Consider the following 20938-nt stretch of genomic DNA (forward strand, 5'->3'; position numbering starts at 1 on the left):
GGCTACTTCACCAGCAGCGATGCGGCGGCAGACTCGGGAGTCCAGCGCAGGTGGGTGTTGGATTCTTCAATGTCCGTTTCCTTCAGCAACGACAGGCGGGGGCGGACAGCGTCAGTGCGCGAGCTTGGCGGCTTGCGTCGACCGGCGCGGAACTGCGGTATCCATTGCGCTCCGGGCCCTTGGTATTCCTGTTCGGCCGCAGCGTGCAATGTCCACTGGGGATCGTACAGATGCGTGCGTCCCAGGGCGATCAAGTCGGCGCGGCCAGCCAGAAGGATCGAGTTCACGTCGTCATAGCTGGAGATGGCGCCGACGGCGATCACCGCCACGCCTGCCGGTGCGGCAACTTCCTGGCGGATCCGGTCGGCGAACGGCGTTTGGTAGCTGCGGCCGAACGCGGGCTTCTCTTCCTTGGCCACCTGGCCGGTGGAGACATCCAGGCCGGCGGCACCGTGTTCAACAAACGCCTTCGCGATTTCCACTGAATCGTCGGACGTGTTGCCGCCCTCGATCCAGTCCGTCGCGGAGATGCGCACGGTCAAAGGCTTGTCGGCGGGCCATGCCGCGCGGACGGCGTCGAACACTTCAAGCGGGAACCGCAGCCGGTTCTCCAAGCTGCCACCGTATTCGTCGGTCCGCTTGTTCGAAACGGGCGAGAGGAAGGAGGAGAGTAGGTAGCCGTGGGCGGCGTGGATCTCCAGGAGGTCGAACCCGGCTTGCTCCGCACGGACCGTGGAGGCGACGAATTCCGCCTTGATGGCGTCCATCCCGGCGCGGTCCAGCTCCACGGGTGTCTGGTTTTCGGCGCTGTACGGCAGGGCGGAAGGCCCGACGGCGGTCCAGTTGCCGGACTCGAGGGGCTGGTCGATGCCCTCCCACATGAGCTTAGTGGAGCCCTTGCGGCCGGAGTGGCCCAACTGCGCGCCGATCTTGGCGGTGGAGCGGCCGTGCACGAAGTCCACGATTTCCTTCCAGCTGTCCCGCTGCCCGTCCGTGTACAGGCCGCTACAGCCGGGCGTGATGCGGCCCGATTCGGATACACACACCATTTCGGTCATGACCAGGCCGGCACCACCCAAGGCCTTGGAGCCCAGATGGACCTTGTGGAAGTCGCCCGGGATACCGTCGACAGCGGAGTACATGTCCATCGGCGAAACGACGATCCGGTTCTTCAACTCCAGGCCACCGATGCGGAACGGCTGGAACATGGCCGGCGCGGTTTCCGTGAGTCCCTGCGAGGAGGCGAAGTTCCGGTCCACTGCCTCGGCAAACTCCGGATCGCGAAGGCGCAGGTTTTCCTGGGTGATGCGGCGGCTGCGGGTAAGCAGGTTGAACGCGAACTGGGTGGGGTCCTGGTCCTTGTACTGGCCGATGCGCTCGAACCATTCCAGCGAAGCCTGGGCCGCACGCTGGGTGGAAGCCACCACGGGCCGGCGCTCTGCCTCGTAGGCTTCGAGCGCTTCCTCCACCGTGGGGTGCTCGTGCAGGCAAGCGGCCAACGCAAGGGAGTCCTCCATGGCCAGCTTGGTGCCGGAGCCAATCGAGAAGTGGGCTGTGTGGGCAGCATCGCCCAGCAGCACCACATTGTTGTGGCGCCAGCTCTGGTTGCGGACGGTGGTGAAGTTGATCCACTTGGAGTTGTTGGTGAGGACCTCGTAGCCGTTCAGTTCCTCGGCGAAGATTTCGCGGATCCTGGCGATCGCCTTCTCATCGGACACGCCGGGAGGGAAGACTTCGTTGGCGGTCTCGTCGAAGCCCGCCGCGTGCCAGACGTCCTGATGCATTTCCACAATGAACGTGGAGCCCTCGTCCGAGTAGGGGTAGCCGTGGATCTGCATGACGCCCCATTCGGTCTCCTTGACGAAGAACTTGAAGGCTTCAAAGACCTGGTTGGTGCCGAGCCACATGAACTTGTTGGTCCGTGGATCCAGATTCGGCTTGAACGATTCGGCGTACTTGGCGCGGATCTGTGAGTTGACGCCGTCTGCCGCGAGCACGAGGTCGTAGTTGGCCTCGAGTTCCTCCACCGGCGGGGCCAGGGTGCTGAACCGCACGTCAACGTTCAGTTCGATGCAGCGGCGCTGGAGCAGTTCCAGGAGTTCCTTGCGGCTCATGGCGGCGAATCCCTGGCCACCCACGGTCTTCATTTCGCCCCGGAAATGGATGTCGATGTCCGACCAGCGGGCGAAGCGGCGGCTCATGTATTCGGCCACCACGGGATCGGCGTTGCCGATCCCACCCAGCGTCTCATCCGAAAATACGACGCCGAAGCCAAAGGTATCGCTCGCAGCGTTGCGTTCCCACAGGGTGATGTCGTGGGACGGATCCAGCTGCTTCATCAATGCTGCGAAGTACAGGCCCCCGGGCCCGCCTCCTACGATTGCGATTTTCATGGTCATGCTCCTTTTCAGGCCTGGCTCTGGCCGGCAGGGGTAAGTTCGTTTGTGCTTGGGATGTCCTGTGCGAGGACGCGGTCGCGCAGCTTGAAGTGCTGCAGCTTGCCGCTGGGATTGCGCGGAAGTTCGGTGACGAAGCGGACATCGCGCGGGTATTTGTACGGAGCGATGGTTTGCTTCACGAAATCCTGGATTTCCTTGCGCTTGGCGGCGTCGCCGGTGACTCCGTCGCGCAGGACGACGAAGGCGCAGACGATGCTGCCGCGTTCCTCGTCCGGGATTCCGATAACCGCGTTTTCCACCACATCCGGGTGCTGGTCGATGGCCGATTCAACCTCGGGGCCGCCGATGTTGTAGCCGGAGGAGACGATCATGTTGTCCGAGCGGGCCTGGTAGGTGAAGTACCCGTCGTCGTCCATGGCGAAGGTGTCCCCCGTGACGTTCCAGCCACGGACCACGTAGTTGGCCTGCCGGGGATCGTCCAGGTAACGGCAGCCGGTGGGGCCGATGACCGCAAGGCGGCCGATGTTTCCCGGGCCGAGTTCATTGCCGTCGTTGTCCAAAATGGTGGCCCTGAAGCCTGGCACGGCCCGCCCGGTGGTGCCCGGCCGGATGTCGTCTCCGGCGGCGGAGATAAACACGTGCAACATTTCCGTGGCCCCGATGCCGTTGACCAGGCGCAGCCCTGTCGCCTCACGGACAGCTTCCCAGGTCTCCTTGGAAAGGTGCTCTCCGGCGGAGACGGCAACCCTCAAGCCACGAAGGAGGTCTCCGCGCTTCTCCTTCAGGATGGCCCTGTATGCCGTGGGGGCGGTGAAGAGGATGGTGGCGCCTGCCGCGGCAGCGTGCCCGGCCAGTTCCACAGGCCCGGCCTTCTCCGTCAGGAGCGACGACGCGCCGAACCTCAGCGGGAAGACCACCAGGCCGCCCAAGCCGAAGGTGAAGGCCAACGGAGGCGATCCGGCAAAAACATCATCCGCCGTGGGCTCGAGGATGTAGCGGGCGAAGGTGTCGGCATTGGCCAGGATGTCCCGGTGGAAATGCATGGTCACTTTCGGCACACCGGTGGTCCCCGACGTCGGACCCAGCAGGGCAACGTCGTCTGCGGAGGTGTCCACAGCCGTGAACTCCCCGTTTTTGCGCCCGCAACGGGAGGTGAGGTCGTCGCCGTCGTCTGCTCCGTAGGTGAGGACTGCAACGTCGTCCCCCGCCGCAACCACGAGCTCGTCCACAAAGCGGTGGTCGGAAATGGCCACTACGGGCTTGGTGAGCTGGATCAGGGTGGAGACCTCGGTGGAGCGCAGCATGGGCATGGTGGTAACCACCACGGCGCCGGCCTTCAGGACGCCGAGCCAAGCTGCGACGATCCACGGGTTGTTGGGGCCGCGCAGCAGGACGCGGTTGCCGGGAACAACCCCGAGGTCTTCGGTGAGGACCTGGGCTACCTGGTTGGAGTGTTGCTGGAGCTCGCCGTAGCTCCAGACTTCGCCGTCTGCAGTGCGGAGGGCCGGGCGGTCGGCTCCGTACTGGGCGACGGCGTCGTCGATCAGTACAGCGGCTGCGTTGAGTCGTTCGGGGTAGTGGAGTTCGGGGAGGGTGAATTCAAGCGCAGGCCAGGTATCGGCGGGCGGCAAGTGGTCGCGGGTGAACGTGTCCACGTGGGCCGATGGCAACATGCTCATGGCCGTTCCTTTCAGTGGTGCGTCGTTGAAGCTGGGGGTGGGGTTAAGCGCGGATCATGCCTTCTTGGGCGACTGTTGCCAGGAGCCTTCCTTGCCGGTCGAAGAACCGGCCCATGGCGAGGCCCCTGTTGCTTTGGCCGGATATGGCTTCCTGGGCATACAGGACCCATTTGTCAGCGCGGCCGTCGCGGTGGAACCACATGGAGTGGTCCAGGCTGGCCGTTGCGAGTCCGGGGCTGGACCAGTTAAGGCCGTTGACCCGCAGCAGCGGCTCCAAAATCGTGTAATCGCAGACGTAAGCCAGCGCTGTGCGGTGGAGGTCGGCGTCGTCAGGCAGCGCATCAAAGGCTTTGATCCAGATGGCCTGCTGGGGCACCTGACCGCCCTCCAGTTCGATGTATACCGGTCCGGGAATATGCCTCATGTCGAAGCTCCGGCCGGTCGACCAGTACTCTGCGGCGGCCCCGTCGGTTCCGTCCAGGGCCTCCGCTGCGGTCCGTAGCGATTCAGGCTCGACGGCGGCAGGCGCCTCGGGCTGGAAGTCCGGGCCGTTCTCGGGAACCTGGAAAGAACCCATGGCGGCGTAAACGGCTTTGCCGTTCTGGAACCCGCGGACCGTCCGTGTGGAATATCCGCGGCCATCCCGCAAACGCTCCACCTCATAGCGGACGCTGGAACCGATATCCACAGGGCGCATGAAATAGCTGTGCATCGAGTGCAGCGTCCTGTCAGCATCAACGGACCGCATCATTGCGGCCGCAGCCTGTGCCACCATGTCTCCACCATAGGCTTTTGGCCACGGCACGTACTGGGTGGTTGCTTCGTATGCTTCGTCGAAGACCCCAGCGTCAACCTGCGTGAGCTCCACGGCCTTCAGGAAGGTCTCCGAGGTGAGGGTTCCAGTAATCATGGCCTACGCCCTGCGGTAATCGGCGAGGATCTCGTCAGGAACGTCTTCCAGGTTGACCACGAGGTTTTCCGGGGTGCGGGCGGTCAGCCAGACGAGCTCTTCGGTGACGGACATGTTGGCCTCGACGTGGGGCATGAACGGGGGCACGAAGACCCAGTCGCCGGCCTTCATGTCCAGGAACTCCGAGTAGTTCTCGCCGAAGTAGATCCGGCCGTGGCCGCGGAGCACGTAGCCGCCGGTTTCGGCTTCTCCGTGGTGGTGAGGGAGCGAGCGGTAGCCGGGGGTGTTGGACACCTGGCCGAACCAGATCTTGGTTGCCGGGGTGTGCTGGATACTGACACCCGAGACCCGGATGCAGTCGCCGGACTGGGCAGTGTTGGTGTCCTCTTCTCCGGCGCGGGTGACCACCGGGACAACCTTGCCATCAGGCTGGGCGTAAATGGAGTTGTCGCCCTCAAGGACGTATTCAGTGGTGGACTGGCTCATGGGGTTCTCCTTTGAATGGGTGGGTTTCAGGCGTTTGCCGCGACGGATGAATGGATCCGGAAGGTGTTCTCCAGGCAGCCGATTCCGTCGATTTCGGTGGTGAGGATGTCCCCGTCCTGAAGGAAGCGGGGCGGGGTCATGCCCATGCCGACTCCTCCGGGCGTCCCCGTCAGGACGAGGTCACCAGGACGAAGGATGGTGAACTGGGAAATGTAGGACAACAGCTGCGCGGGGCCGAACACCAGGGTGCTGGTGTTCCCTTGCTGCACGAGCTCGCCGTTGACGTAGCCGCGGACATCGAAGTGGCCGCCGGCCTCGTCTGGCGTGACCATGACCGGGCCCACGGGGGTAGTTGCGTCCCAGGCCTTTCCTTGGAACCACTGCAGGGTGCGGTTCTGCCAGTCGCGCATGGAGACATCATTGGCGACCGTGTACCCGGCGATGGCTTCGCGGGCCTGGTCCTCATCGGCGCGGTACAGCTCGGAACCCACGACGACGGCCAGCTCGGCTTCCCAGTCGACGCGGCCGCTGCCGTGGACTTCCACGGCGTCGTTGGCGCCTACCAGGGTATCGGCGTACTTGGCGAACAGGGTGGGGTATTCCGGGAGTTCGCGGCCCATTTCCTGGATGTGGTCGCCGTAGTTCAGTCCGCAGCAGATCACTTTGCGAGCGTTCGGCGTAAGGGCCGCGTACTCAGGGTTGCCGATGGTTTCTCCGGCCGCCGCGTCCACAACGGCGCGCCAATCCGGCTGTCCCAGGAGCGCGCCAACATCACTGGCCGGAAGCGCGAGGTAGGTGGCGTCGCCCGTGGCGATTGCCGCCGTCGTACCTCCGCTGGCCGTTCGCAAGGTGGCGAGTTTCATTGCGTTTCCCTTCAGGTTTTTGGATGTGTCGACTTTTTTACGATCGTCACATATGCTCAACGTAGCACGGCGGAAATGATCTGCACAGGGGCTTCCCGAAAGTTTTTGCAGTTGCCACAACCGAGGAGGAACAGCATGAGCCACACAACAATCAACCCGGAGTCACTGGCCAAACCATCCGGCTACGCGCACGGAATCCTGGCCGGCAACACGGTCTTCCTGGGCGGACAGACGGCCTTGGACAAAAACATGAACATCGTTCCCGGCGGAATCGTGGAGCAGTTCAAGCAGGCATTCACCAACGTCCTCACCACGTTGCGTGAGGCCGGCGGCGAGCCCGAAGACCTGGTCAACGTGACCATCTACCTCACCGACGTGGACGACTACATGGCCAACGGCCGCGAAATCGGACGCCTTTGGCGTGAAATGGCCGGCTCGCAGTACCCCGCGATGGCGGGCATCGGCGTCACGCGGCTGTGGCAAAAAGAGGCTTTGATCGAAATCCAGGGCATCGCGGTAATTCCGGAGCGCTAAGAGCTGCGGCAGCTATTTCCGAGAGCTGAGTTCGGTTCCATAATGGCCCTGAGGGTGTCAGAACCCTGTCGCCCTCAAGCTGGCGAACAAAAGGAACCATCATGCTAAAGGATCTGGAGATCATGTCCGTCCTCGCCGCGAAGGACATCGACCGGGCGAAGGACTTCTATCGGGACAAGCTGGGACTTGAGCCCTCCGACACCATGGAGGACGACAGCCTTTTCTACCGGTGCGGCAAGGGTACCGGCTTCCTTATTTATCAGACTGAGAACGCGGGTTCGGCCAAGAACACCCAGATGGGCTGGGAAACGGACAACCTGGAACGGGAGATGGAGGAGCTGCGTGGCCGCGGCGTCGTCTTTGAGGACTACGATTTCCCGGGCCTGAAGACGGAAAACGGCGTAGCCACGAATGAGTGGGGAAAGTCCGCCTGGTTCCTGGACAGCGAGGGCAACATTCTCAATCTTTCGCAGCGCGCGTAACCTTCCGGCGCGTTTAACCTTCCAGCGCGTTTAACGGCGGCGGCCCTGTACACAAATTCCCGTCAGGTGGCGCACCATATCCCTATGGGAACCGTCACTGAATACTTGGAGAACGTCACAGGGCCGAACCGTCCGGCGTTGGAGCGGATCGTGGGGATCGCGCGTGAGCTCGCGCCCGATGCCGAGGAAGGCACCAGCTACGGCATGCCTGCGCTGCTGGTTGACGGCAAGGGCTTGGTGAGTGTGCTGGAGACGAAGAAGCACTTGGCGCTCTACCCGTTCAGCGGCCAGATCCTGCCCGAGATGTCGGAGGAACTTGGTGGCTACTCGTGGTCGCCGGGGACGTTGCGGTTTTCTGTGGACAATCCTGTGCCGGACTCGCTCGTGCGGCGGATCCTCGAGACCCGGTTGGCGGCAATCCGGAAGTAACTCCGCCTACTCCTAGTGCTTCGCGGACACGTCCTGCGAGATCGCGTTGGCGGTTGCCACTACTTCCAGCCGCACTGAATCCAGGTACTTCTCGGGATCCGACTGGGCAGCCACTGCCTGGGCCTGGAGGGACACGTTGATCGCTGCCACGTTGTCGCCGTTGTTGTGGTTCCACACCGGAGCCGCGATGGACATCAAGCCGATCTCCAGTTCCTGGTCCAGCAGACACCAACCTTGCGCACGGACGCGCTCGACGGCGGCCCTCAAGTCAGGCACGCTGGCTACGGTTCGCGGCGTGAGCGGCTTGAGTTCCGCCGTCGAGAGGTAAGCCTCGAACTTTGCCTGCGGCAATCCGGCAAGCAGGACCCGGCCCATCGACGTCGCATAGGCGGGGAAGCGCGTGCCCACCGTGATGCCGACGTTCATGATGCGCTTGGTGGCGACGCGTGCCACGTAGAAGATGTCCTGTCCGTCCAGTACTGCCGCGGAGGTGGACTCCCCCAGTTTCAGGCTGAGTTGCTCCAGATGCGGCTGGGCCAATTGTGGCAGGGAAAGCGCCGACAGGTACGAATACCCCAGCTGCAGCACCTTGGCCGTGAGCGCGAACGTCTTGCCGTCGGTCCGGACGTAGCCCAGCTCAAGCAAGGTGTGCAGGAACCTCCTGGCGGTTGCGCGGGTCAGGTCGGTACGTGCTGCGACTTCGCTCAGGGTCATCACTGGGTTGTTCGCGTCGAAGGCCCGGATCACAGCGAGTCCCCGCGCCAACGACTGCACATATTGGTCGCTGGCCTGCGGGGTAACTGCGGAGTCGGTCATGGTTACCAATCCTAGATGGCGCTGCGGGGCCTGGACCGGCGACGCCTACTCTGCCCTTTTCAGCGCAAGCGGTACGAGTTCCTGGATTTCCTCAAAACTGCATCCAAACGTCTCGCGGACGGTCACGCCGTCGGGGCCCGTGAGGAAGACCGCTTTGTCCGTGTACACGCGGGTTACGCAGCCGACGCCGGTGAGCGGGTAGGTGCAGGCTTCCACGAGCTTGGACGTACCATCGCGGGTCAGGAGGGTCATCATCACGAAGACGTCCTTGGCACCCGTGGCCAGATCCATGGCACCTCCGACGGCCGGGATCGCGTCCGGGGCGCCTGTGTGCCAGTTGGCGAGGTCACCCGTTGCCGAGACCTGGAAGGCGCCGAGGACGCAAATGTCCAGGTGCCCGCCACGCATGATCGCGAACGAGTCGGCGTGGTGGAAGTACGAGGCTCCGGGCAGCTCGGTGACGGGGATCTTGCCGGCGTTTATCAGGTCGCCGTCGATCTCCTCGCCCTCGGCTGCCGGGCCCATGCCGAGCATTCCGTTCTCCGTGTGGAGAGTGATGTTCTGTTCCTCGGTGAGGTAGTTCGACACCAGGGTGGGCTGGCCGATGCCCAGGTTCACAAACGAACCCGGAGCGATGTCCCGCGCCACCAACTGGGCGAGTTCGTCGCGGCCCAGCGGCTTCGCGGAGGTCTGGATGCTGGTTTCGGTGCTCATGGTCAGGCCACCTTTTCCGTGTCGAGGCCGCCTACGCGGACTACCGTATTGACGTAAATCCCCGGCGTCACCACGTTCTCCGGATCCAGGGAACCGGTAGGCACGATCTCCGAGACCTGGACGACCGTGTGCTTGGCTGCGGCGGCCATGATGGGACCGAAGTTCCGGGCGGTCTTGCGGTACACGAGGTTGCCCTTGCGGTCGGCCTTCAACGCCTTGATCAACGCGACGTCGGCATGGATCGGCGTTTCGAAGACCTGCCATTTCCCGTCCAGGAAGCGGGTTTCCTTGCCCTCGGCCAAGGTGGTGCCGTAACCGGTGGGCGTGAAGAACCCGCCAATACCGGCACCCGCTGCACGGATGCGCTCGGCCAGGTTGCCCTGCGGGACCAGCTCCAGCTCGATCTCACCGGCGTGGAACTTGGCATCGAAGTGCCAGGAATCGGACTGCCGCGGGAACGAGCAGATCATCTTGCGGACCCTGCCTTCCTTGATCAGCAACGCGAGGCCCTGATCGCCCTGGCCGGCGTTGTTGTTCACCACGGTCAGGTCCTTTGCGCCGCATTCCATGAGGGCATCGATCAATTCGAACGGCTGCCCGGCGTTGCCGAACCCGCCGATCATCACCGTGGATCCGTCCTGGATCCCGGCCACGGCCTCGCCAACAGTGTCAATGAAATTCAACATCGCCCTCAGGCCCCTTCCGAAACACCGGCAGTTACGTTTTCCAGCACCACAGCCAGGCCTTGGCCCACGCCGATGCAGATCGCCGCGACACCCCACCGCTGGCCGGAGGCCTGCAAGGAGCGCGCCAGCGTGCCCAGGATGCGGGTACCGGAGGCCCCGAGCGGGTGGCCCATCGCGATCGCCCCGCCGTGGCGGTTCACGATTGCCGGGTCGATCCCCCACGCGTCAACGCACGCCAGCGATTGCGCGGCGAACGCCTCGTTAAGTTCGACGGCACCAACCTGGTCCCAGCCGATGCCCGCCTTCGCGAGGGCCTTGTTCGCGGCCTCCACCGGGGCGAACCCGAAGAACTGGGGATCATTGCCATGGGCGCCACGGCCGGCGATGCGGGCCAACGGATCAAGGCCCAGCATCGAGGACGCAGCCTCGGAACCGATCCACGCCGCCGAAGCACCATCAGACAAAGGTGAGGCGTTCCCGGCGGTGACCGTACCGCCGTCGTGCCCTGAACCCTCGGGACGGAACACTGTCTTCAGACCAGCCAGCTTCTCCGCCGAAGAACCCGCCCGGATACCCTCATCACGGACCAGGTCCGTGCCCGGAACTGCAGTGACAAGGTTGTCGTAGAAGCCTTCGTTCCACGCGGCATCGGCCAGGTTGTGCGAATCAGCGGCAAACTGGTCCTGCCGCTCACGGGTAATGCCGTACTTCTCGCGCAGCCGTTCCGTGGCTTCGCCCAGGGAGATGGTCCAGTCCTTGTTCATGGCCGGGTTCACCAGGCGCCAGCCAAGGGTGGTGGACGCGAGTGTCATGTCACCGGCCGGGTAGGGCTTGGAGGTCTTGGGCAAAACCCACGGCGCACGGGACATGGATTCGGCGCCGCCCACCAGCATCAGCTCGGCATCGCCGGCGTTGATCTGCCGGGAAGCGATGATCGCCGCATCCAAGGAAGAGCCGCACAGACGGTTGACCGTGGTCCCCGGAATCGACACGGGCAGGCCAGCCAGCAGGGTAGCCATGCGGGCCACGTTGCGGTTTTCCTCGCCGGCACCGTTGGCGTTGCCGAACACCACCTCATCGATCCGCTCAACATCCAACCCCGGGGCTCGGCGAACAGACTCGCGGACCACGTGGGCTGCAAGGTCATCGGGGCGGACGGCGGCAAGACCGGAGCCGAACTTGCCAAACGGAGTGCGCACGGCGTCGTACACAAAAGCCTGGTTCATGGAATTTCCTTATCTGTGTACCCAACTAAGTGACAGCAAACGTTGCTATGAGCCCTCATTGGGACATGTGCTGTTACTTAGTTGGGTGAGTTGGCGTCGATTTCTGCGAATACTTTTTGGGCCGTCTTGAACGCCGAGTTGGCCGACGGAACACTGCAATAGATGGCGGTCTGGAGCAGGATTTCCTTGATCTCGTCCCTGCTCAGGCCGTTGTTGAGGGCCGCCCGCACGTGCATGGCGAGCTCCTCCCAGTGCCCGTGGGCCACCAGCGCGGTCAGGGTTACGGCGGAGCGCATCTGCCGGCTTAGCCCGGGCCGCGTCCAGATCCCACCCCAGGCGATCCGGGTGATCATGTCCTGGTAGTCCTCTGTAAAGGCATCCTTGGCGGCGTTCGCGCGATCCACATGCGCGTCGCCAAGCACTTCGCGGCGAACCACCATTCCGGCGTCGTAAATGTCCTGCGCGGTGGCATCCGCCTGCACGGCGCCATTCCGGGCAGCACCGTTGACCTCAGAAGTGCTCATCGACCGTTCTCCTTCATGAAAGTGCGCATCAGTCCGGCCACAACGGCCGGCGCCTCTGCGGGCGCGAGGTGCCCGACGCCGTCGAGCGCCACTGCCTTGGCAGTACCGCCACCAGCGACGATTCCGGCTACAAGTTCCTCAGCCATCGACGGCGGCGCTACCTCGTCCTCGACGCCGGCAATCACCTGGGTGGGGACGGTAATGCTGCCCACCTGGTCGCGGACATCCAACCCGGCGAGCGCTTCGCAGCAGAACGAGTAGCTGAAACGGTCGGCGTCCCGGAGCGCATGCAGCAGGCGGCTGCTGATCTCAGGCTGGCGGTCCATGAATCCATGGCCGAACCAACGCTCAGCGGAACCCTGGATCATCACCGGAGTTCCCAGCGACCGCACGGTTTCCGCGCGCTCAAGCCAGCCCTCGGGAGTTCCGAGCTTGGGTCCGGAGCACTGGACCGACAGGCTGCGAAGCCGGTCGCCGTACTTGATCCCGAGTTGCAGGCCGGTGGCCCCGCCCAGCGAAACGCCCGCGTAGTGGAACTTTGCGCCCGGCGAAACCGAATCGACAAGATCGACGACGGCGTCAGCCAGTTCCGCGACGTCGAAACCTTCCGTGGCGGCCGGCGAGATGCCGTGGCCGGGCAGGTCCCAGCCGATGACGTCGTATTCGTCTCCCAGGAGAGCGGCGGTCTCGGACCACAACACGGTGGACGTTCCCAGAGACGGGCCTGCCACCAGGAGCGGTTTGGCTCCCAGCTCACGCTGCGGGGACAGCAGCACTGCCTTGATAATCGGCTTAGCCACGAGGGGCTCCCTTCATAGTGGATCCAGTGAAGTCGGGGTAGGCGGCGAGAATCCGGCGGCTGATTTCGGCAGCTTCGCCGAGGTAGCTGGCGGGATCCAACAGGGCTTCAAGCTCGTTGTCAGGGAGCTTGCCGGTCGGGACTGCTTCCCGGAGGAGCTTGCGGTAGGTGTCCGCCTGCTGCGGGGCCGGCGCTGCGAGAGTCTGGTCGACGACGGCCTGCAGCCTCTGCTTTCCGTCCTCGCCCAGGAGAGGGGCGACGGCGGCCGACACACCTTCGCTGAGGAGCAGCGGACCGGAGATCCCGAGGTTCCGACGCATGGCTTCGGGGAAGACACGGAGGCCCTCGGTGAGTTCGCGGAGGTGTCCGGCTGCGCCCAGGGCCAACGCGAGCAACTGGCGCAGGGCCGGCCATTCGGTGTGCCAGCCACCGTCCGGGCGTTCGTCGTTGAAGGTCGCTGCGGCCAGGTGCAGCTGGGACGCGAGTGCCGGGGCCTGGAGCGCGGCGCTGCGGATCAGCACTGACAGCACGGGGTTTTGCTTCTGCGGCATTGCCGAGGAAACACCACGTCCGGCGGCCAAGGGTTCACCGAGTTCCCCGACTTCGGGGCGGCTCAGGAACAGCAAGTCCCCGGCGATCTTGCCGAAGGAATCAACCAGTGCAGCCAGGCCGTCACCGAGACCCGTGACAGCGAGGCGGTTGGTGTGCCACGGAGCAGCGGCAGGCGCGAGGCCGAGCTTGGCGGCCAGTGAGTCAGCCAGCGTGAACGGCGTTTCCGCAGAGCCGGTTGTCAGCTTGGACCCGGAAGCCAGGGTTCCTGCGGCGCCACCGAATTGCACTGGCAACTCAAGGGCTGCCAAACGTGAAGCCGCAGCCGCCACGCCGTGGAACCACTCGGCAGCCCGCAGCCCGAACGTGTACGGAAGGGCATGCTGGGTCAGGCTCCTGCCCACGCACAGCGTCTCCGCATGGTGTGCCGCCAAAGTGGCGAGCGCCGTCGTCGTGCCTTTGACGTCACCCAGCAACGCCGTGATGGTGCGGCTGGCGAGCAGCATGAGGGCGGAATCGAGGACGTCCTGGCTGGTGAGCGAGGTGTGGACGGCCTTGCCTGCGCCGACGCCGTCAGCATCCAACCCGCGGACCCGGGCGCGAAGATCGCCAAGCAGGGGGATCACCGGGTTGCCGCCACCTTGGGCGCGTTCGGAGATGGCCGCGACGTCGTAGGCGGCGGGATCGGCGGCTTCGGCCACCACGGCGGCGGATCCTGCCGGGGCGAGCCCGGCTTCCTCGAGGACGGCCGCCCAAGCAGCTTCGACGTCGAGGATTGCCGCGATCACGGCACGGTCGCCTGTCAGCGCCGCCACCGCGGGCGACGCCGTGACGGGGCTGAGGAGGCCGAAGTCGCCGTTGGTCATGAGTGGTTTTCCGTTGCCGAATCGCCAGTTGCCAGATCGAGCGAACCGTCCTGCTGGAAATCCAGGAACACGGTCTCGTCGCCACCCTGCAGCCGGATGTCCCAGGTCAAGCCACCGTCGGCGTCGCGGCGTGCGATCAGGGTCTTGCGGCGCTCAGGGTCGAGGGAGCTCAGCAGGGGATCGTTGGCCAGGGCTTCCTCGTTTTCCGGCAGGTACACGCGGGTGAAGAGCCGGTTCATGAGTCCGCGGGCAAAGACGGCCACGGAGATGAAGGCCGCAGCTCCCTGCGCCGTGGGCCCCGGGTTCACGGTGGTGAACGTGTACACGCCGGAGTTCCCAACGGAGCTGCGGCCCCAGCCGGTGAAGGTGTACCCGTCGCGGACCAGTGAACCGGTGCGCTGGACGATCTTGCCATCGGAGTCCGGCTGCCAGATTTCAAGGATGGCGTCCGGGATGGTGTTGCCTGCGCCGTCGTACACGGTGCCCTGGAGGCGGATGCTGCCGGGGCTGCCCGGTGCGAGCAGTTCGTTGTCCTTGTTGAAGGGAAGTGCGTAGCCGTAGAAGGGGCCTACGGTCTGGCCCGGTGTGGGTGCCAGCTTGCTCATGCGCTTACTCCTCGTCCCCGGCGTCGCCGTATGCTTCGTTTTCGGTCCAGGTCCGCTTGGAACCGGTCAGGATGATGTCCCATTTGTAGCCGAGGGCCCACTCAGGGCTGGTGAGCTCATGGTCGTACTGTGCCACCAGGCGGTCGCGGGCGTCCTGGTCCACGATCGACTGGTAGATGGGGTCCAGCGGGAACAACTGGTCGCCCGGGAAGTACATCTGGGTGACGATGCGCTGCGTGAATTCCGAGCCGAACATGGAGAAGTGGATGTGGGCCGGGCGCCAGGCGTTGAGGTGGTTCTTCCACGGGTACGCGCCGGGCTTGATGGTGGTGAAGGAGTAGGAGCCGTCGTCGCCGGTGATGCAACGCCCGACGCCGGTGAAGTTCGGGTCCAGCGGTGCGGGGTGCTGATCGCGCTTGTGGATGTAGCGGCCGGAGGCGTTGGCCTGCCAGATCTCAACGAGCTGACCGGCAACCGGGCGGCCGTCGCCGTCAAGGACACGACCCGCGACGATGATGCGCTCACCCTGCGGCTCTCCGTTGTGCTGGATGGTCAGGTCCGATTCCAGCGCGTGCACGTCCTGGTGGCCGAACGCGGGCGAGTAAAGCTCAATGGTTTCCGGGTCCGCGTGGTGCAGGCTCTTGGTGGGATGGCGCAGGATACTGCTGCGGTACGGCGCGTAGTCGAGGCGCGGCATGGTCTCGGCAGCCTTGCCGTCCTTCAACGACTGGGTGTAGCGATCCTTAATGCCGTTGATCTCAGCGCTGAGATCCGCCTGCGTCTCAACCTTCTTGGCATCGTGCGCGGCGTGCGGTTCAGCTGGCGGCACGAGTTCCTCGGTTTCGAGAGCTTGTGCGGTGTATTCTTGCGGCACAGCCGGCTCCTTTCGATGGTTGGTTCTCTTGGTTGGCTGGGCGGCTAGGCCCGGTGGAGTGAGTCGTATTGGACGGCGTGGCGAACAGGGGCGTTGGGCGCCCCGTAGCCGTCGTAGTTGCCCCGGCGTTCCACCATCTCGAAGAACACACTGCCCACTGTGGCGGTGTAAAAGTGGAGGAATTCGCCGTTGGCGTCTCGGTCGTACAGGAGGTTGAGCTCCTTGAGGGTGGCCAGGAATCCGGGTTCAAGATCGAACCGCGCATCCAGGTCCTCGTAGTAGTTGGCCGGAATCTGCAGGAACTCAAGGCCACGGTCGCGGGCGGCCCGGGCTGTCGCCACGAGGTCGTCCACGGCGAAAGCAATGTGTTCCTGGTACGTTTTGCGCTGTGTTTCCTGGGATTGCTGCGCGGGAGCCAGGTTCAGCACCAGCCTCACGGCGCCGTTGCTGGTTTCCATGACCTGCGAGCGCACGAGGCCGCTGGGGCTCGGAACCTCCGCGAAGGGCTGTGGCTCCAGAGCGAGGGCGCTGGTGTAGAAGAGGACTGCTTCGTCGAAGTGCTGCCACGGCTGGGCCAAATTTACGTGGTCGATCACGGCGTTTTGTTCAGCGTGGGGGCGTTCCAGCCCTTCGCCGAACTCGTGTGTCCATGCCGCCGTGCCGTCCGGGCTGCCCTGGCACAGGAAGATCTCCGTGGAGTCCGGGGCGGCGATGCCCTGGAACACTTCCTCGTCCGCCTGGACCTTCCGGGCGACCACAGGGGCCTTGAGTTGCTGGGCGCGGGCGGAGGCAATCACCGGCGAGTCGACGTCGAACCCCAAAGCGGCGATAGCAGGCTCCGCGTGCGACGCCGCTTGCTCGTTGATGATCACGCGGGCCTGCCCCATGGTCCACAGCTGGACGTCCTTGGTGCGGTGCCGGCCCTCAAAGCCGAAGCCCAGTTGGCCCAGGAGTTTCTCCAGCTGGGCGGTGTCGTCGGCTTTGACCTCGGCGAAGTTGAAGCCTGCGGGCTCGTTCACCTTGGGCAGCGTGGCAAGTTCCATGGGATAACGACGGCGGGACGCGCTTCCGTTGCCGGCTGCGGTTTCACCGGGGGTGCTCGCCAGCCACTTGGCGCTTTGTTCTTCCAGCCAGATGAGCGAACGCATGGCATCCACGGCCGTCCGATCCACATCCGACTGGCGGAAGACGTCGTTGAATACCTCGAGTGAGACCGGACCCGTGTAGCCCGCGCGGACTACGTGTCCCATGAACTTGGCGAGCTCGAACTGTCCCTCCCCGGGGAAAACCCGGTAGTGACGGCTCCAGGACAGCACATCCATGGAGAGCTTGGGGGCGTCGGCAACCTGGACGAAGAAAATCTTGTCCGCGTTGATGTCTTCGATCGGCGCAGTATCCCAGTCGCGGGACAGGATATGGAAGGAGTCCAGGCAGGTGCCGAGGTTGGCATGGTCCACCATCTCCACCAGGCGGTAGGCGTGCTCGTAATCGTTGACGTACTTGCCCCAAGCAAGCGCCTCATAGGCCACTTTGACGCCGTGGTCCCCGGCCAGTTCGGCGAGCTCGCGCAGCTGTTGGGCGCGGAGTTCGTCGTCGTCGATGGTTGCCGTGGCCACGTTGGAGCAGACCAGGATGGTGTCCATGCCCAGCCGTTCCATCAGGTTGAACTTGGCTTCCGCCCGCTTCAGGTTGGCCTTCAGCAGCTCCGGTGTGACGCCGTCGAAATCGCGGAACGGCTGGTAGAGATCAAGGCCCAGGCCCAGGTCGGCCGCCATTTTCCGGACGTCTTCGGGACTCAGCGGGGACGTCACCAGGTCCTGCTCGAAAATCTCGATGCCGTCGAAACCCGCAATGGCGCAGGCCTGCATCTTTTCCTTCAGCGTGCCGGAGAGGCAGACTGTGGCTATTCCGGTGCGCATCAGTGTGCCGCCTTTGCGAAGGTGCCACCGGCGAGCGCGGCTGCGGCGTCTTCCAGGGCAATCAGCTCCAGGAAATGTGCGCGCATGCGATCACGGTCTGCGTCCCTTCCGGTGAAGAGCTTGAACGCGTCCGCCGCCTGGCCCACCGCCATGCGGCCGCCGTCGAGGACTTTGCAGCCTTTGGCGCGCGCTTCGCGAACCAGCCGCGTTTCGATTGGCCGATAAACGATGTCCGCTACCCAGTGGCGCGCCTCAAGCAGCTCGATGTCCAGAGGGAGACCCGGGTGGGCGGCCATGCCGATCGGTGTGCAGTGCACAAGGCCGTCGGCGAGGGGCATCAGCTCACTCAGCTGTGCCGGCGTGCGCGGCGTGACCGTGGCGGACGGGAAGAGCCCGCCAAGTTCCGCGGCGCGTTCCGCAGCGCGGTTGGCGTCCATGTCCACAAGGTCCAGCGTTCCGACGCCGGCTTTGAGGAGTGCATAGGCGACGGCGGAACCTGCGCCGCCAGCGCCTAATTGGACCACGTGGTTGAGCTTCGCACCGGGAAGGCCATTGGCGAGGGCTGCGCCGAAACCGGAGAAGTCTGTGTTGTGTCCGATGAAGCGGCCGTCCTGGATCAGGACCGTGTTCACGGCACCCAGCCGCGCGGCGTCGTCGGAAATTTCGTCAAGGTGCCCCAGCACCAACTGCTTGCACGGGTGCGTGATGTTGACGCCGTTGAAGCCCATACGCCGCGCTGCGGTGAGGAGATCCCCGACGGCGGCGGCCGGCAATTCGAGTTCCAGCAGGTCGATGGGGCGGTACAGCAAGCGAAGGCCTTGCACATCGGCTTCGCGTTCGTGCATGGGCGGCGTGAGCGAAGGCATGACGCCTTCGCCAACGAGGCCCACCAGAACGGACTCGGCTCGGTTGCTCATCCTAAAGCTCCTTTGACTTCGGCAAGGCGGCGGGTATTTCCGGGGCTCCGCATTGCCGGGTGTTAGTTAGATTACTACAAGTGTTCATATTCCGCACGCTTGTTCTTATCGCGAACATTTGTCATTCGGCGTACCCAACTAGGTGACAGCAAACGTTCCAATCAGCGCTCATTGGGACGGTTACTGTCACCTAGTTGGGTCAGCGCTGGGGCAGTCGGGCCGCGAGTTCAGCCGCGGCTTCTTGGAGGGTGGGTACGTGCGCGATCAGCTCCTCCATCGTGAGGCGGAAAACCGGGACGGCGACGGCAAGCGAGGCGAAGGCGTGGCCCTGCGAGTTCAGGACGGGAACGGCGACGGCGCGCATGCCGATCTCGTTTTCCTCGTCCATCACGGCATAGCCCTGGCGGCGGACCTGCTCGATCTCCGCCCGGAAGGCCTCCCGGTCAGTGATGGAACGTTCGGTGAGCGGATCCAAGGGCAACTCCTCGATGAGCCGCTTGCGTTCGAGCTCGTCTTCGAAGGCGACCAGGGCCTTACCCACGGACGTCGTGTGCAACGCCCCCAGATGGCCAGGGTCACTGGTGACTCGGAAAGTCTTGGGGCCGTCCACCTTGTTGACCGTGAGATGGTGGTCGCCGTCGCGGACCGACAGGATGGTGGCCTCGTGCGTACGCTCAGTGACGCGCTGCAGGACCGGCAAAGCGGTGGCTGCAAAGCCGTGGTGATTGGAAACGCGCTGGCCAAGCTGGAAGACCCGTAATCCCAGATGGTAGCGACGCCCGTCAGGCTCGTAATCGACGAATCCGTCGCGGGTCAGGGAGCCCAGCAGCCGGTAAGTGGTGCTGAATGGCAGCCCGGCGCTTCTGGCCAGGTCCGCAGCACTCGCTCCCTTGGGCTCGTTTCCCAGCAGTACCAACAGGCCAAGGGCCTTGCCGACCATGTCGGTCTTTGTGTCCTCTTTCACACTCATACCTTGATGCTCTCACATGGTGAGAGCTATTTCTAGATGGTGGTGACATCTCTTGACAAGTGACCGTACTCACAGTCATCATTGCTGTATTGCGCAAGTAGCTCTCACCATGTGGTTACTTGATGAGGGATAGACCGGCCGCACCTCGCTTGGGTCTCCCGCTGTAGCTCTATCCGCGACACCGTAGTCACAGAAGGAACACCCAATGAGCCAAACAATGCCGTCGGCGACGCCAGGCATCACCGAACCCGCAGGAACCCCTAAGAAAGCAGCCCTCGCCAGCTTCCTGGGCAGCGCCGTCGAGTATTACGACTTCTTCATCTTCGGCTCCGCAGCGGCCCTGATCTTCCCCCACGTCTTCTTCCCGGACGCGGACACCAACGCAGCCGTCATGTCCTTTGCCACGTTCGGCTTTGCGTACCTTGCCCGTCCCATCGGCGCGGCGTTCCTGGGGCACTTCGGCGACCGGATCGGCCGGCAAAAGGTCCTCATGTTCACCCTGGTCCTCATGGGTGCGTCCACGTTCGTGATCGGCTGCTTGCCGGACTTCAAGACCATCGGCTGGGGTGCCCCGATCCTCCTGGTGCTCGCCCGGCTTTGCCAGGGCTTGTCAGCCGCTGGTGAGCAAGCCGGCGCTTCCTCCATGACCTTGGAACACGCGCCGGACAACCGCCGCTCCTTCTTCACCTCGTGGACCCTCACAGGAACACAGGGCGGCCAGATCCTGGCAGCACTCGTCTTCATTCCAGTGGTAGCACTGCCCGACGAGATCAAGTACGGCATCGGCTGGCGCATTCCGTTCTGGCTCAGCGCAGTAGTGGTACTGGTGGCATTCTTCATCCGGCGCACCCTGCACGAACCGCCCGCCTTCGCCGAAGCACAGAAGAACAACGAGATTGCCAAACTCCCCATCGCTGACCTGCTGAAGCATCACTGGCAGGACGTCCTCCGGGTGATCTGCTGCGCGTTCATCGCGGCAGTCAGCACCGTTTTTGGCACCCTGGCCATCAAGTACGCCCAGGATGTGGCCCACGTGAACAGCACCATCACGCTGTGGTTGGTGGTAGTAGCCAACGCGGTAGCCCTTGGAACCCAGCCATTTTTCGGCAAGCTCGCGGACAAGATCGGCCGGAAGCCCGTCTTCATCTACGGAGCCGTGGCCAGTGCCATCATGACGCCGTTCTTCTTCCTGAGCTTCGAATCAGGTTCCACGCCGCTCATGTTCCTCGCCGCCGTCGTGTACTTCTCCTTCGGCTACGCGGCAGCCAACGCTGTGTGGCCGTCGTTCTACGGTGAAATGTTCAGCACCAAGGTCCGTTTCTCCGGCCTGGCAATCGGCACGCAGCTCGGGTTCCTCGCAGCAGGATTCGCCCCGACCATCGTGACCGCAATCGGCGGCACCAAGCCCGGTGGTTGGGTTCCTGTCTCGATCTTCACCGCCGTGGTCTGCCTCATTGCGATCATCTCGGCCTCCACCGCCCGCGAATCAGCAAAGGTCCCGACGGCGGAACTCGGCTTGCGCTAGCTGTACTCGGCCAGCAGGTTGGTTACATCGTGAAAGGGTGAAGACCTCTTAGGTTGGTGGTTACCACACACACCGAACGACTAAGAGGTCTTCATGGTCCACCGTAATGCCCGCCTGACTCCCACCGGTAGAAGGATCCTTGTCCAGCGTGTTCTGCAGGGCCGCC

Annotated in this window: 21 protein-coding genes; 4 read left to right on the forward strand and 17 right to left on the reverse strand. The window is 64.0% G+C overall.

Annotation, left to right across the window (positions count from 1 at the left end; translation table 11 throughout):
- Positions 1-2 precede the first annotated feature (2 nt).
- Genes PJL15_RS18500 through PJL15_RS18520 form a run of 5 tightly spaced genes read right to left on the reverse strand, consistent with a single transcriptional unit; the run spans position 3 to position 6337 of the window.
- Entirely contained in the window at positions 3-2393 is a 2391-nt protein-coding gene (locus PJL15_RS18500) for a bifunctional salicylyl-CoA 5-hydroxylase/oxidoreductase (protein ID WP_281452602.1), read from the reverse strand.
- A gap of 14 nt (positions 2394-2407) precedes the next feature.
- Positions 2408-4078 carry an AMP-binding protein gene (locus PJL15_RS18505; RefSeq protein WP_281452603.1) on the reverse strand — a complete coding sequence of 557 codons (1671 nt, stop codon included), beginning with the start codon at positions 4076-4078 and terminating at the stop codon, positions 2408-2410.
- Between the two features lie 43 nt (positions 4079-4121).
- Positions 4122-4988, reverse strand: a complete 867-nt coding sequence (locus PJL15_RS18510; RefSeq protein ID WP_281452604.1) for an acyl-CoA thioesterase — start codon at positions 4986-4988, stop codon at positions 4122-4124.
- Between the two features lie 3 nt (positions 4989-4991).
- On the reverse strand, positions 4992-5474 hold the full coding sequence (locus tag PJL15_RS18515) for a cupin domain-containing protein (RefSeq protein WP_281452605.1): 483 nt from the start codon (positions 5472-5474) through the stop codon (positions 4992-4994).
- Positions 5475-5500: 26 nt separating this feature from the next.
- Positions 5501-6337 carry a fumarylacetoacetate hydrolase family protein gene (locus tag PJL15_RS18520; RefSeq protein WP_281452606.1) on the reverse strand — a complete coding sequence of 279 codons (837 nt, stop codon included), beginning with the start codon at positions 6335-6337 and terminating at the stop codon, positions 5501-5503.
- A 135-nt stretch (positions 6338-6472) separates the two neighbouring features.
- Here PJL15_RS18520 and PJL15_RS18525 point away from each other — a divergent pair, with 135 nt between their 5' ends.
- The 3 genes from PJL15_RS18525 to PJL15_RS18535 all read left to right on the forward strand — a co-directional run bounded on the left by PJL15_RS18525 (position 6473) and on the right by PJL15_RS18535 (position 7782).
- Positions 6473-6871 carry a RidA family protein gene (locus PJL15_RS18525; RefSeq protein WP_018779341.1) on the forward strand — a complete coding sequence of 133 codons (399 nt, stop codon included), beginning with the start codon at positions 6473-6475 and terminating at the stop codon, positions 6869-6871.
- A 101-nt stretch (positions 6872-6972) separates the two neighbouring features.
- Positions 6973-7353 carry a VOC family protein gene (locus tag PJL15_RS18530; RefSeq protein WP_281452607.1) on the forward strand — a complete coding sequence of 127 codons (381 nt, stop codon included), beginning with the start codon at positions 6973-6975 and terminating at the stop codon, positions 7351-7353.
- Positions 7354-7437: 84 nt separating this feature from the next.
- A complete protein-coding gene (locus PJL15_RS18535; RefSeq protein ID WP_281452608.1) occupies positions 7438-7782 on the forward strand; it encodes an iron chaperone in 345 nt (114 codons plus the stop codon).
- Positions 7783-7794: 12 nt separating this feature from the next.
- On the opposite strand, the gene PJL15_RS18540 is transcribed toward PJL15_RS18535, so the two are convergent.
- From PJL15_RS18540 to PJL15_RS18595, 12 genes are all read right to left on the reverse strand, one after another.
- Positions 7795-8598 carry an IclR family transcriptional regulator domain-containing protein gene (locus tag PJL15_RS18540; protein ID WP_281452609.1) on the reverse strand — a complete coding sequence of 268 codons (804 nt, stop codon included), beginning with the start codon at positions 8596-8598 and terminating at the stop codon, positions 7795-7797.
- Between the two features lie 45 nt (positions 8599-8643).
- The gene (locus PJL15_RS18545; protein ID WP_281452610.1) at positions 8644-9312 is read right to left on the reverse strand and encodes a 3-oxoacid CoA-transferase subunit B; all 669 of its coding nucleotides are present in this window, start codon (positions 9310-9312) and stop codon (positions 8644-8646) included.
- 2 nt (positions 9313-9314) lie between these two features.
- Positions 9315-9998: a 3-oxoacid CoA-transferase subunit A gene (locus PJL15_RS18550; RefSeq protein ID WP_281452611.1), complete on the reverse strand. Its 684-nt coding sequence runs from the start codon at positions 9996-9998 to the stop codon at positions 9315-9317.
- Between the two features lie 5 nt (positions 9999-10003).
- Positions 10004-11224, reverse strand: coding sequence for a thiolase family protein (locus PJL15_RS18555; RefSeq protein ID WP_281452612.1), 1221 nt, complete (start codon positions 11222-11224; stop codon positions 10004-10006).
- Between the two features lie 77 nt (positions 11225-11301).
- The gene (gene pcaC / locus PJL15_RS18560; RefSeq protein ID WP_281452613.1) at positions 11302-11748 is read right to left on the reverse strand and encodes a 4-carboxymuconolactone decarboxylase; all 447 of its coding nucleotides are present in this window, start codon (positions 11746-11748) and stop codon (positions 11302-11304) included.
- Complete coding sequence (locus PJL15_RS18565) at positions 11745-12548, reverse strand: alpha/beta fold hydrolase (RefSeq protein WP_281452614.1); 804 nt, start codon at positions 12546-12548, stop codon at positions 11745-11747. The genes pcaC and PJL15_RS18565 overlap by 4 nt, the downstream gene beginning before the upstream one ends.
- Positions 12541-13962 carry a lyase family protein gene (locus tag PJL15_RS18570; RefSeq protein WP_281452615.1) on the reverse strand — a complete coding sequence of 474 codons (1422 nt, stop codon included), beginning with the start codon at positions 13960-13962 and terminating at the stop codon, positions 12541-12543. The genes PJL15_RS18565 and PJL15_RS18570 overlap by 8 nt, the downstream gene beginning before the upstream one ends.
- Positions 13959-14567: a protocatechuate 3,4-dioxygenase subunit alpha gene (gene pcaG / locus PJL15_RS18575; protein WP_281452616.1), complete on the reverse strand. Its 609-nt coding sequence runs from the start codon at positions 14565-14567 to the stop codon at positions 13959-13961. The genes PJL15_RS18570 and pcaG overlap by 4 nt, the downstream gene beginning before the upstream one ends.
- Positions 14568-14571: 4 nt before the next feature.
- Positions 14572-15441, reverse strand: a complete 870-nt coding sequence (gene pcaH / locus PJL15_RS18580) for a protocatechuate 3,4-dioxygenase subunit beta (RefSeq protein WP_281452617.1) — start codon at positions 15439-15441, stop codon at positions 14572-14574.
- Between the two features lie 44 nt (positions 15442-15485).
- Positions 15486-17360, reverse strand: coding sequence for a bifunctional sugar phosphate isomerase/epimerase/4-hydroxyphenylpyruvate dioxygenase family protein (locus PJL15_RS18585; protein WP_281452618.1), 1875 nt, complete (start codon positions 17358-17360; stop codon positions 15486-15488).
- Complete coding sequence (locus PJL15_RS18590; RefSeq protein WP_281452619.1) at positions 17360-18277, reverse strand: shikimate dehydrogenase; 918 nt, start codon at positions 18275-18277, stop codon at positions 17360-17362. The genes PJL15_RS18585 and PJL15_RS18590 overlap by 1 nt, the downstream gene beginning before the upstream one ends.
- A gap of 199 nt (positions 18278-18476) precedes the next feature.
- A complete protein-coding gene (locus tag PJL15_RS18595; RefSeq protein WP_281452620.1) occupies positions 18477-19247 on the reverse strand; it encodes an IclR family transcriptional regulator in 771 nt (256 codons plus the stop codon).
- Between the two features lie 205 nt (positions 19248-19452).
- Between PJL15_RS18595 and PJL15_RS18600 the strand changes: the two genes are divergently transcribed.
- Complete coding sequence (locus PJL15_RS18600; RefSeq protein WP_281452621.1) at positions 19453-20772, forward strand: MFS transporter; 1320 nt, start codon at positions 19453-19455, stop codon at positions 20770-20772.
- Positions 20773-20938 lie beyond the last annotated feature (166 nt).

The organism is Paenarthrobacter nitroguajacolicus (assembly GCF_029952445.1).
Taxonomy (GTDB): Bacteria; Actinomycetota; Actinomycetes; order Actinomycetales; family Micrococcaceae; genus Arthrobacter; species Arthrobacter nitroguajacolicus_B.